The organism is Chromatiales bacterium 21-64-14, from assembly GCA_002255365.1.
Classification (GTDB): Bacteria; Pseudomonadota; Gammaproteobacteria; order 21-64-14; family 21-64-14; genus 21-64-14.
In genome coordinates, this window is the sequence record NCBI01000016.1 from 15,520 (window position 1) to 27,453 (window position 11,934).

The 11,934-nt window shown below is 65.8% G+C and carries 12 protein-coding genes and 1 pseudogene; 6 read left to right on the forward strand and 7 right to left on the reverse strand.

Annotation, left to right across the window (positions count from 1 at the left end):
• Positions 1-42 precede the first annotated feature (42 nt).
• A complete protein-coding gene (locus B7Z66_09020) occupies positions 43-336 on the forward strand; it encodes a hypothetical protein (GenBank protein ID OYV76340.1) in 294 nt (97 codons plus the stop codon).
• 169 nt (positions 337-505) lie between these two features.
• On the forward strand, positions 506-1,465 hold the full coding sequence (locus B7Z66_09025) for a lipoyl synthase (protein ID OYV76341.1): 960 nt from the start codon (positions 506-508) through the stop codon (positions 1,463-1,465).
• An 87-nt stretch (positions 1,466-1,552) separates the two neighbouring features.
• Here the strand turns inward: B7Z66_09025 and B7Z66_09030 are convergent, their stop codons facing one another.
• The 6 genes and pseudogenes from B7Z66_09030 to B7Z66_09055 all read right to left on the reverse strand — a co-directional run bounded on the left by B7Z66_09030 (position 1,553) and on the right by B7Z66_09055 (position 7,435).
• A complete protein-coding gene (locus B7Z66_09030; GenBank protein OYV76342.1) occupies positions 1,553-2,644 on the reverse strand; it encodes a hypothetical protein in 1,092 nt (363 codons plus the stop codon).
• On the reverse strand, positions 2,641-3,711 hold the full coding sequence (locus tag B7Z66_09035) for a peptidase M14 (protein ID OYV76380.1): 1,071 nt from the start codon (positions 3,709-3,711) through the stop codon (positions 2,641-2,643). The genes B7Z66_09030 and B7Z66_09035 overlap by 4 nt, the downstream gene beginning before the upstream one ends.
• A 5-nt stretch (positions 3,712-3,716) precedes the next feature.
• A pseudogene (locus tag B7Z66_09040) lies at positions 3,717-5,124 on the reverse strand (glutamate--cysteine ligase).
• A 3-nt stretch (positions 5,125-5,127) separates the two neighbouring features.
• On the reverse strand, positions 5,128-5,580 hold the full coding sequence (locus tag B7Z66_09045) for a hypothetical protein (GenBank protein OYV76343.1): 453 nt from the start codon (positions 5,578-5,580) through the stop codon (positions 5,128-5,130).
• Between the two features lie 103 nt (positions 5,581-5,683).
• A complete protein-coding gene (locus tag B7Z66_09050) occupies positions 5,684-6,346 on the reverse strand; it encodes a mannose-1-phosphate guanylyltransferase (protein ID OYV76344.1) in 663 nt (220 codons plus the stop codon).
• Between the two features lie 72 nt (positions 6,347-6,418).
• The gene (locus tag B7Z66_09055; GenBank protein ID OYV76381.1) at positions 6,419-7,435 is read right to left on the reverse strand and encodes an aminoglycoside phosphotransferase; all 1,017 of its coding nucleotides are present in this window, start codon (positions 7,433-7,435) and stop codon (positions 6,419-6,421) included.
• Between the two features lie 68 nt (positions 7,436-7,503).
• Here B7Z66_09055 and B7Z66_09060 point away from each other — a divergent pair, with 68 nt between their 5' ends.
• Positions 7,504-8,130, forward strand: a complete 627-nt coding sequence (locus tag B7Z66_09060) for a repressor LexA (GenBank protein ID OYV76345.1) — start codon at positions 7,504-7,506, stop codon at positions 8,128-8,130.
• A 180-nt stretch (positions 8,131-8,310) separates the two neighbouring features.
• Here the strand turns inward: B7Z66_09060 and B7Z66_09065 are convergent, their stop codons facing one another.
• Positions 8,311-9,450 carry an adenylate kinase gene (locus B7Z66_09065; GenBank protein OYV76346.1) on the reverse strand — a complete coding sequence of 380 codons (1,140 nt, stop codon included), beginning with the start codon at positions 9,448-9,450 and terminating at the stop codon, positions 8,311-8,313.
• 396 nt (positions 9,451-9,846) lie between these two features.
• On the opposite strand from B7Z66_09065, the gene B7Z66_09070 reads away from it, so the two are divergent.
• From B7Z66_09070 to B7Z66_09080, 3 genes are all read left to right on the forward strand, one after another.
• The gene (locus tag B7Z66_09070; GenBank protein OYV76347.1) at positions 9,847-10,200 is read left to right on the forward strand and encodes a hypothetical protein; all 354 of its coding nucleotides are present in this window, start codon (positions 9,847-9,849) and stop codon (positions 10,198-10,200) included.
• Between the two features lie 117 nt (positions 10,201-10,317).
• Positions 10,318-11,598: a 6-phosphofructokinase gene (locus tag B7Z66_09075; protein OYV76348.1), complete on the forward strand. Its 1,281-nt coding sequence runs from the start codon at positions 10,318-10,320 to the stop codon at positions 11,596-11,598.
• Between the two features lie 44 nt (positions 11,599-11,642).
• Positions 11,643-11,840, forward strand: coding sequence for a hypothetical protein (locus B7Z66_09080; GenBank protein ID OYV76349.1), 198 nt, complete (start codon positions 11,643-11,645; stop codon positions 11,838-11,840).
• The last annotated feature ends 94 nt before the right edge of the window (positions 11,841-11,934 follow it).

An 11,934-nucleotide genomic window follows, 5' to 3' on the forward strand; every position in this document is an offset into this window, starting at 1 on the left:
AGCGCCCGGGCTCCTGCCACTCCGGAGCCACAGTGAGCCGCCATGGCCCTAACCGACAAGATTCCCGGCCTGATACGCGATCCAGAGCTGCTGACGTTCCGGGAGATCGACGAGCGCCACCACCGCCCCAAGGGAACTGCGTTCCGGGCATTTAAACAGCGCGCCGGGCGATGGGTGGAAGGCCGCGAGTTCCATTACCTGAGCAACCACGAAGCCGGGCCGTGGATTGAGGCCCTGCGCCGCGAGGGGCGCATCTACGATGCCACCGTACACCTGGTACTACTAACGCCGGCGGGATACCGCCAACTCCAGGGTGACCTGGACGATGGGGCTTAGCCGGGGGTTGGAAAACGACCGACTATAAGCACGCCGGAAAGACTCCGGGGTCGCCTTTCCAGCGTCCTGTGAGTACTTCCTCTCAATGATTTGCAGACGCCGGCCTGGGTGGCCCCCGCGGATCGATGGTATAGTGACCGCCCGGTTTCTCCCCTGGAAAACGCCCTGGATGGACAAGCCCTCCCCCAAGCTGACTCCCGGCACCCCGCAACGTGGCGCCGAGAAGGTGGCCCGCATCCCGGTGAAAATCGAGCCCGGCCCGCGCCCGGGCCGCAAGCCGCCGTGGATACGCGCCCGCTCGCCGGCCCACCCCGCGGTCCAGCAGCTGAAATCCGTGCTGCGCGAGAACCACCTGCATACCGTGTGTGAGGAGGCCTCCTGCCCCAACATCGGCGAGTGCTTCGCCCACGGGACCGCCACCTTCATGATCATGGGCGACCTCTGCACCCGGCGCTGCCCGTTCTGCGATGTCGCTCATGGACGTCCGTTGCCCCTGGATCCAGCGGAACCCGAAAATCTGGCCCGCACCATCCGCCAAATGGCCTTGCGCTACGTCGTAGTCACCTCCGTGGACCGGGACGACCTGCGGGACGGGGGCGCCGCGCACTTCGCCGACTGCGTGCGCGCCATCCGTGATGCCTGCCCGGGGATCCAGGTGGAGATCCTGGTGCCGGACTTCCGGGGCCGCGTAGCCGTGGCCCTGGCGCAGCTCGGCAGCGCGCCACCGGACATCTTCAACCACAACTTGGAGACCGTGCCGCGGCTCTACCGCCAAGCCCGGCCCGGAGCGGATTATGCTGGCTCCCTGGACCTGCTTCAGGCCTTCAAGTCCAGCCACCGCGACGTGCCCACCAAGTCCGGGATCATGCTCGGACTCGGGGAAACCCTGGAAGAAGTAACACAGGTAATGGCCGATCTGCGCGCCCACGGCGTGGATATGTTGACCCTGGGCCAGTACCTGCAACCGAGCGTCCACCATCTTCCGGTCGCGCGCTACGTGCCGCCGGAGGAATTCGATCGGCTCGGGACCGTCGGGCGGGGGCTCGGATTCTCCCAAGTTGCCAGCGGCCCGATGGTGCGCTCCTCCTACCACGCCGACCTCCAGGCCCAGGAAATCCTCAAGGCCTGAACCCGCGCCCGACCGGATAGCTCGCGCGCAGCGGCGCGCACGGACACGCGCGACCCGTGCGCGGGCGTTACCTGCGTGCGGGCCCGTTCAGCGGGACAACCACCCCGCAAGGACGTCCGCCGCCGCTTCGATCCCCACCGGCCGCGGGCGCAGCGGAACCGGCATCTCCCAGAGCGCCTGCAGATCGGCTTCCAGGTCTCCCGCCATCCATTGCTCCAGCGTAATCTCCCGGCAACGGTTGTGCCGCGCCAGCCATGCCGTCAATCCCGGCTCTTCGGGCCAATCGCGGCGCCGCACGTAGAGCACCGGCACGCCGCCGCAGGCGGCCTCCACGAAGGCCCCGTAGCCGGGCTTGGTGATCAGTGCGTCGCAGGAGCACAGCAGATCCAGAAACGGCATGCCGACGGTGTCCAGGGAGAATCGGTCGGCGCGTCCATCACCGGCCGACTCCGCAGGTACCAACCAGCGCAGGCCCGCGCATAGCGGCCAACGGTCCATGGGAAGACGGGTGGGGATACCACCGGGGGCCACCAGTACCAGGCGCTCCGGCCCGTGGCCGCAGAGGCCGACACGCCGGCGCAACTCGGCGCGCCGCTCCCGTCCCTGTCCGCCGATAGGACCCACCGCGCGGTGGTTGGGCAGATCGTCCATGGACAACGCGGGTTCCGGCGCCAGAAACGCGCGTGCGGAGCGATACGCCGCATCCATCGCGGCCAGGATTCCTGGCGCCTCCGGAGCCGCGCCACAGTAGGCGCGGTAGATCGCGCCCCAGTTCAGGGAACACAGGGCCACGGCGGGAATCCCCGCCCGCGCCGCCGCACTCAGGATCCGGTAGGGGACATCCGCCAGGATCAGGTCCGGCGCCAGGCACGCGAGGCGCTCCGCCTCGCGTGCCACCCCGCCCTCCCAGTCCCGGTGGAAATCGGCGTAGGCCCGGGCGCTGGCGCTGCGGCAGACCTTCAGCGTCCCGTCCATCACCATGCCCACATCCGGGGCCTCGGACCAGTGTTGGAATGCGCCCTCGATCCGGGATTCCAGCACTGCGCGCGGTGCCGCGCAGTAGACCGTGAGGCGCAGGTGCGGAATACGCCGGCGCAGCTCATTGATCACCGGCGCGCTCTGGGCCAGGTGCCCGAAACCGTGGAAGGACACCGCTGCGAGCAGATGGGGATGTCTCATCCGCCGGCCGCGGCCCCCGAAACCGGGGGCGACTCCAGGGGTAGTCGTTCCATCAGGTAGCCCAGGCAATCCTGGCGGATTGCCACCGGGTCCACGGTGAGCATCGACGGCATCACCGGCCGGGTCACCCGCAGCTCACCGCCCTGATCGGTCAGGTAACGTGCGCCCACCTCGCGCCCGTGCTCGTCGTAGGCTTGAATTCGCGCGCCGCTGCCGGGTCGGATCCAGCCGAGCCGGGTCCCCGCCGGTAATTCCCGGAAGTTGAGGTGATCCAGGCCCTCTGTCAGGCGCAGAGCTGCATCCCCGGCTCCGAAGCCGAGGGAGACTTCCTCCGGCACCTTCAGCACTGCCACGGTATGGAACAGGTCGATGTCCTGGGGTGCCACCGGATGGGACGGCAGCGCCGCCAGATGCAGGCAGGCATCGAGGTATTCCAATGCGTGGGTCTCGCTGCGCGGGTTACCTGGTTGCCCGCATTCCAGGGTCACCGCCGGGCACAACGTGGCGAACGCGGCGGTCTGCACACCGCGCGGGGTGGTGAAATACACCACCGTGCGGCTGAACAGCGTGGCCAGGTGGTAAAAGCCGTGGTCGCGGCGGTTGATGCACGCGTAGTGCGGATTTAGACCGGTGTTGTTGTGCACGTCCACGCTCGCGAATACCGAGCGCGCGCGCATCTCGTCCACCACCTGACGCATCAAGGCATGCTCCGGGGTGCCGTCGTCCAGCGCTCCCGGCCACACCCGGTTGTAGTCCGGCTGCCCCGCCAAGCGCCGCACGCCGTGGCGGGCCGCCGCCACGTTGCCGATGAACAGGGTCAGGGCCCGCGGAAGCTCCCGGGGCCCGCCGCCGGGCACGTACCGGCGCAGCAGGGCCTGCACCGCCTTCAATCCGGTGTCTTCGTTACCGTGCAGGAGCACTGATACGAACAGGGGTTCCGGGCGCCGTCCGGGCAGATGGATCAGGGTCGGGCCAGGCAATACCCGGGACAACTCCCGGGTCGGCGCGCCCAACAGGCCCGGGGGCAGTTGGTCCATCTTGTGCAGACGGGCGGCGGGCGCGTCCATCCCTGTCACCACGCCCACTCGTGCACGGGCGCGCCGCCCGCCTGACGCTCCAGGTAAGCGGCAGTGAGGGCGACCATGTCCCGGCCGTGACGCTCCACATAGCCGCGCTGCCATGCGGCGCCATTGCGCCCGGTGCGCACCCGCGCCTCCATGATCCCCAGGTAATAGTCGATGTCGGTTGCGTCCATCTCCAGTTGCCTCAACCCCTGGTGGGCGGCAGGCAGCAGTTCTTCGAGCAACAACGTCTGCACCGGCACCCGGCGCCCGCCCACCCAGTCCACGCTCGCGCGCAGGCCGCTGCGGGCGGCATTGTAGAAATTGTCCCGCGCCGCGGCGAAGGCCAATTGTCCCTCCGGAGGCGCAAGGCGCGTGGCCAGGGCTTGCGCCAAGCCGAAGAACAAGGCGGCGTTAGCTACGGTGTCCACCACCGTAGGACCTCCGGGAACCACGCGATGTTCCAGGCGCAAATGCGGTCGGCCCGGGGATTCGAACCCGATCAGGGGCCGGTTCCAGCGCCAAATCGTCCCGTTGTGCAGGCGCAGATGGCTCAAGGCCTCGGGCGGATCGGAAAAGCTCATGGGCAGCAACACCGGATAATGGTCCTGGTTTTCGAGGAACCACTCGAGCAGGGAATCGCGCCCGTAGCCGGACCCGAAGGTGACCCGGCGCATGGGACCGCAGGCAGCCCCATCGTAGCCCCCCACCTCCACCGACTGCTCGAAGAGCGGAACGCGCGTCTCGTCCCACAGGTCGCAGCCAAACAGATACGGGGAGTTGGCGGTCGCGGCCACCATCGGCGCGGAGATGATCAACGCGGCGTTGTAGAATCGCACCGCGCGCGGTTCGGCCACCTGCAGGTGGATCTGAAACGACGTCGCCGCCGCCTCCAGCATGAGATCGTGATGCTCGGTGCGCAGGTGTTCGCGGCCCTGAATGTCCAGGCGCAGGGGCCGGCCGTCGCGCAGGCGCAGCACCTGATCGTTCAGGGCCCGGTACCGGACCATCGGAGACATGTTGGCGAGGCTGAGTTCCGCCTCCTCCACGGTCGGCAGGATCCCGGTCATCAGCACTTGGGCACCGAGCCCGGCGGCGGCCTGGGAGCAGCGTGCCCAAATCGCGTCCAATTCCCGATGCATCGCGCCGAGGGTGGCCCCCCGCAGCGCCTGTGGCGTGCCGTTGATCTCCACGTTGAAACGCGCCAGCTCCGGGACCACGCGCGGGTCACCCAGGCGCTGGACGCAATTGCGGGTCCACCAGCCACGCCTCCAGTTCGTAGCCGCCGACACCGGTATCCGCGACGAAGCGGCCCGCGCGAAACCACTGGGCCAGGATTGCGGTCTCGACCCGCAAGCGTTCCCGGAAATCCACGAAGTCCCGTTCCTCGAAGCGGCTGGTCTCGATCTCCTGGCCCATGGCTCAGGGGTCCGCTTCGTCCGGTGGCTCGGCCTCGTACAGACCCTCCAGCAGCGCGGCCCATTGGGACTCGTGGTGTTCCATGAAGCGCAGCAACGCGGCGCGGAACGCCAGGAGTTCGGTCTCGAAACGCGCGAAGTCGGCGCCGCTGTCTATGAGCTGGGCAGCACGCTCCAGGTCGAGCAGGCTGTCGCGTAGTTTTATGCTGGCACCCATGGCGCCCTTCACCTGCTCGCGCGCCTGGGGAATCCAGGCGCGGTCCGCCACTACCGAACGCAGGTTTTCGCCCAGTTCCAGGACGCGCTTGCGCAGGCGCGGCAACCCGCCGATCTTGGACGATTTCAGATCGCCCCACACCACCCGTTCCATGAGCCGCGCCCAACGCTCCCGCAGGTCGCCCACCTGTTGCGGGTCGAACCGGAACGCCGCGGCTACTTGCTGGAGATCCAACGGCACGGCTAGCCCTCGCGGGACCATGGGACGGAAGCGTCCGGGGCACCGGCACCCCGCGGTCCCGGTGTATTGCGGCCCCACCCGCCGAACGAATAACGCAGGAGGATCAGCGCGCGAGCATCCTCTCCAACTCGGCGAGCCGCTCCGGCGTGCCCACGTCCACCCACTGCCCCCGGTAGTGCTCGCCACTCACGTGCCCCAGGTCCATGGCGCGGCGCAATACCGGCGCCAGCGGAAACACACCGGGGGCCTCGGCGGCAAACAGTGCCGGGCGGTAGACCCCGATCCCGCTGAAGGTAAGCCGGTGTCCCCCACCGCCCACGACCTTTGCGTCGCATAGGGCAAAATCGCCGCCGGGGTGATGGGGCGGATTGTCCACCAAGACCAAGTGAGCGAGACCTTCCGGCGCGCGCGGCAACTGCCCGTAAGGGTAGTCGGTCCACAAATCTCCGTTGATCACCAGGAACGGGTCCGGAGCCAGCAACGGCAGGGCATTGAGGATGCCCCCGCCGGTATTCAGGGCAGCGGGACCTTCCGTGGAATAGCGGATCGACGCACCGTAGCGGGCCCCATCGCCGAGCACGCGACGGATCTGTTCCCCCAGGTGCGCCAGATTGATCACCAGGTCCGTGAATCCGGCCCGCACCAGAGCTTCGACCTGATACTCGATGAGGCCGCGGCCCGCGACCGGCAGCAGGGGCTTCGGGGTGTGGTCCGTAAGGGGACGCATGCGCTCGCCCCGTCCCGCCGCGAGGATCATCGCCTTCATGACGCCGCTCCGATCCCGTCGCGCCGGGACGGCCCGCGACCGCGGGCGCGCCGGCGCGCCCGCGCGACCTCATCAACCATCGGCGGCCACCCGGGCCTCGAGGAATCCATGCAATGGATGCAACTCCGGGTAGCGGCCAGTTACGTCCCGCAGGTAACCAAGCACGCGGGGGATGTCGTCCAGATAGCGCGCCTTGCCATCCCGGTGGAACAAGCGCGCGAAGATCCCCACTATCTTCAGATGACGCTGCACCCCCATGAGATCGAACCAACGCAGGAAGCGGTCCTCTATTTCCTCGCGCAGGATACCGGACTGTAGGGCCAAGTCGTGGTAGCCGCGGACCCAATCCTCCACTCGTTCCCGGGGCCACGCGACGTACGCATCCCGCAGCAGGGACACCAAATCATAGGTGACCGGGCCCAGAACCGCGTCCTGGAAGTCGACGATTCCGGGGTTGTGAACCGGTGTGACCAGCAGATTGCGGGAATGGTAGTCCCGATGCACACAAGTTTGCGGCTGCTGCAAGGCGGCCTCGGTCAGGAGCGCGAAGGTCCGGTCCAGAACGCCGTGATCCGCGTCACTGAGGACCAGTCCGAGCCGCCGGCCCAGGAACCATTCCCGGAACAGCTCCATCTCCCGGTGCAGCAAGGCCGCGTCATAGGACGGCAGTTCCATTCCCTGTGCAGAGACACAGGTCTGTAATACCGCCAAGGCACCCAAGGCATCCCCATACAACCGTTCCACCGTGGATTCGTTGAGGGCGGGAAGATACAGCTCGGTACCGAGATCGGAGAGCAGCAGCAGCCCCCGGTCCAGATCCTGGTGCAGCACCTCGGGGACGTTGAGACCCGCGGCGCGCAGGCCCCGAGCGATATGTACAAAGGGCCGACTGTCCTCCCGGTCCGGTGGCGCGTCCATGGCGATGTAGGTCCGAGCCCCATGCCGCAACCGGAAGTAGCGCCGGAAACTGGCGTCCCCGGAGGCTGACTCCAAGACCGGGTTGCTTACCCCCAGGACCTGCCCGGCCCAGTAGGCAAGTGCCGCCAACCGCGGGTCAGGGGCATCGGGCAGACCAGCGCCAGCTTCCATACCCATCAGGATATCACGCTCCCCGCCCAACCCTTGCGGCCCACGCCCGCAGGTCGTATCCTGCCTGGATGCGAGAACAGAATGAGAACGTTGAGGGTCTCTCCGACCGGGAGCGGGACGCATGGCGCTTTGTGCGCCGCTTCATCGCTCGCGAAGGGCGTAGCCCCTTGCTGCGAGAGGTGGCGGCAGGACTCGGACTCCGATCCCGTGGGGTGGCCCACCGGTACGTAACCGCCCTGGTGCACGCGGGGCTGGTCCAGCGGCCGGTACGGCGCCACCGGGGCATCCGCTTGGCCGACGAACCCGGACGCCCGACCACGGTGCTCCCGATGCTGGGATACATCGCGGCCGGGCGTCCCATCGAGGCGGTAGCGGACGAGTCCGAGGTGGATCTCGCGGCGTTCTTTACCGGGCCGGGACGGTTCGTGCTGCGGGTCCGGGGCGCATCCATGGTGGACGCCGGGATCCTCGACGGGGATATGGTCATCGTGGACCGCACGCGGCGCGCAGCGGAAGGCGATATCGTCGTGGCACTGATCGACGGGAACGAGGCCACCCTCAAACGGCTGCGCGGCAATGGGAACGGATCCATAACCCTGGTGCCCGCCAATCCGGCCCTGACACCGGTGACCTACGCGGCGCAACGGATCCAGATCCAGGGTGTCGTAGTAGGCCAGATGCGCGCCTACCATTAGCCCGGCTTCTCTCCGGACCACCACGACGCCTCCGCGATGGCGGAAAATCGGCGCTCGACTGGCCCCCGCCTCACTACGGGCAGATGGTCCGGACCGGACCCCAGCCCCGGGATTGCTCATCGCTGTTCGTCGTGAGGGCGCCGCCATAGCCGTCGGCACTACGGCGGCGCCGGGACCCGGTCACTTCGGCCGCTTAGCGCTCTTGCGTCGCGCGGGCCGCTGCGTCGTCACCCGCCCCTTAGCCACCTTCTTCTTGCCGCCCGCCTTCTTCCTGCTGACGGTCTTCTTTTTGCCGGCCACCTTTTTCTTGCTGACCGGCTTCTTCCTGCTGACGGCCTTCTTCTTGCCCGCCACTTCCTTCTTACTGGCTACTTTCTTCCTGCTGACGGTCTGCTTTTTGCTCGCTATCTTCTTCTTGCTGGCCGGCTTCTTCCGGCTGGCCACCTTCTTCTTTCCCACCGCCGTCTTTTTACTGGCGGCCTTCTTCGTACTAACCGGCTTCTTCTTACCGGCTACCTCCTTCTTCTCGCTGGTCTTTTTGTTGTCCTCTGGTCGTGCCGTGGCTCCGGCCTTGGTCTTCGAGGCCGCCTTTTTGCTGGCCGGGGACTTCTTGGCGCCGAACCGCCCGGAAGGCGCCCCACCGGCGGGTTCCCCAGGGGGCAGTTCGCCGCGACTCAGGGGACCCAGGATCCGCTGGATGGCGAGGAAGATATCGTGGATGTCTCCCAGGCCCTGGACGGTACGCAGCTTGCCTTGACGCCGGTAGTATTCCACCACCGGGGTGGTCTGGGCCTCGTAGACCCGCAAGCGGTTGCCGATGGTCTCTTCATTGTCGTCGGCACGGCGCCGCAGGTTCCCGCCACAGGCGTCGCAACGATCGTCGAACTTCGGAGGGTTGGAATAGACGTTGTAGACCGCTGCGCAGGACTCGCAGGTGCGCCGACCGGTAAGACGCTGCATCAACACGTCGAAATCCACGTCGATCAACAGCGCCAGATCCAGGGGTTTCCGCACGTCCTGGAGCACGACATCCAGTGCCTCGCCCTGCTGGACGTTACGGGGAAATCCGTCCAGGATGAAGCCACTCTGGGTGTCGGGTTCCGCGAGCCGCTCGCGGATCATCCCCAGCACGATTTCGTCGGACACCAACTGCCCCGCGTCCATGGCTGCCTTGGCCATGCGCCCCAGGGGGGTATCCGCGGCAACCGCAGCCCGCAGCAGATCCCCCGTGGAGATCTGCGGAATGTGGTATTCGTCGACAAGTTGCTTGCCCTGCGTGCCTTTTCCGGAGCCGGGCGCTCCCAATAGTACGATTCTCATAGTGGCGTTTTCACTCCCCGTAGGTGGTTGTTGTCAGGGTCGTGGTGCTGGAGTTCCGCGGCACTCCAACGGCGCGGCCTAGCGAGCCCGCATGGCCAAGCACGCCCGAGTCGCTCCGCGCGCCGCCGCGGACCCAGTGCCCATAATAAAAATTTGTCTGGCCATAAAATCCCGGCGCCCGTTGCCGATGCGCATACCGGTTGGGTACTCGGACCAACCCGGCTCCAGTACGGGCTACGGGCAGGCCCAACGTGCAGGCGTGCGATTAAGCTAACCGCACAGCTGGCTCAAGTCAACGAAGCCAATGAAAACAATTGTTTTTTGGAGTATGCTTTGGGCGCGCGCACGGTGTGACGGCGCAATCATAAGCCCCTGCGGACCCTTAACAATACGGCCATGGACCGGATTCCCGATTTCACGGCGCACGAGATGGAGGTGGCGGGCGCCATTCTCCTGGAACGTTATGAGAAAACCGTGGAACTGGAATTTGCCCAGAGTGAGTTGCGCCTCGATCCTCACGCCCGGGACTTGGTAGACTGCCCGACGCTGTACTGGAACGAGCGCGGCTGCCACTTCGTGGTATTCAAGACCGCTCCCAGCCGCTACCGCGGCCAATTCTTCTACCGGGTTCGCCAGACCTATGGAACCGGGATCGAGGAATATGACGACCTAGGGGATTGTGTGCTGACCCTGGTGCGGGTTCAGTCTGACCACGAACGCGCGCAGGGCCAGGAGAAAGAATCACCGTGAGCCCGCAGCGCAACACATGGTGGTGCATCGCCGACTGACTCGCTATCATCCCAGCTCCGGATTTCCGGGCATCCATACTGCCAAACCATTGCAGACCGTTTTGGGGAGACCTTGCCGATGGCCAAAAAAGCGGCGAAGAAAATGAACGCCTTTTACGCCCAATCCGGCGGAGTGACCGCTGTAATCAATGCCAGTGCATGCGGTCTGATCGAGACTGCGCGCAAGCACAAGGACCGCATCGGCAAAGTGTACGCCGGGCGCAACGGGATCATCGGCGCGCTGACCGAAGATCTGATTGATACCAGCAAGGAATCGGCGAAAGCGATAGCCGCTCTGCGGCATACGCCGGGTGGGGCCTTTGGGTCGGCGCGCTACAAACTCAAGAGCCTGGAGGAAAACAAGGCGGAGTACGAGCGCCTGATCGAAGTCTTCGAGGCCCACAACATCGGCTACTTCTTCTACAACGGTGGCAATGACTCCCAGGACACCGCCCACAAGGTCTCTCAACTCAGCGAGAAGATGGGCTATCCGCTCACCTGCATCGGGATTCCCAAGACCGTGGATAACGATCTACCGGTCACCGACAACTGTCCGGGCTTCGGGTCCGTAGCCAAGTACGTGGCGGTCTCCATCCGCGAGGCGGCCTTCGACGTGGCCTCCATGGCCAAGACCTCCACTAAGATCTTCGTCATGGAGGTGATGGGCCGCCACGCAGGCTGGATCGCCGCCGCCGGTGGGCTCGCCGCCGAACAGGAAGGTGATGCACCCCATGCAATCCTGTTCCCGGAAGTGGTGTTCGATCAGGAAAAATTCCTGAAACGCGTGGATCAATCCGTCAAGAAGTTCGGTTACTGCGCGATCGTGGTCTCCGAGGGCGTTAAGAACGCCGAGGGCCGCTTCCTGGCGGAAGCCGGCACTAAAGACGCCTTTGGTCATAGCCAGTTGGGTGGCGTCGCGCCAGTCATCGCACAGCTCATCAAGGACAGCCTTGGTTATAAGTACCACTGGGCGGTAGCGGACTACCTGCAGCGCGCAGCGCGTCACATCGCCTCCAAGGCGGACGTGGAACAGGCCTACGCCGTGGGCAAGGCGGCGGTACAGTTGGCGCTCAAAGGCCACAACGCCGTGATGCCGACCATCGTGCGCAAATCCGAAAAGCCCTACCGCTGGGGGATCGGGATGGCCCCGTTGGCCGATGTGGCCAACGTGGAAAAGAAGATGCCCAACGAATTCATTAGCCGCGATGGCTTCGGGATCACCGCGAAATGCCGGCGTTACTTGCAGCCATTGATCCAGGGGGAGGAGTACCCGCCCTACAAGCACGGGCTTCCCCAGTACGTCATTTTAAAGAACACGCCGGTAGCCAGGAAGCTCAAAACCAAATTCATTCTCAAATGATGTCACCCCGGAACGGGCTGTGGTGAATTGATACGCATCAAACCATGACGCTGGAAAAGGCACGAGAATTGCTGTCCCTACAGGCGAGCATGGGCAGTGGTTACAACCGCAACGCCGCGCGCCTGATCCTCGCGGAAGTGCAGCGCGAGCACGGGCAGGGCGCGGTGGACGATCTGATCCGGGGACTGGGCCTGGAACAGACCTTCGGACTGAAGCCGGGGACAACGTTTAAACATCCATAGACGAACTATCACAGCACCGCAATCGACCGGGCCTCGAGTCCGCTGCGGGCATGTGCAACTCTGGAAAATGGGGAATGGCCCGCGGCGCGGGCGC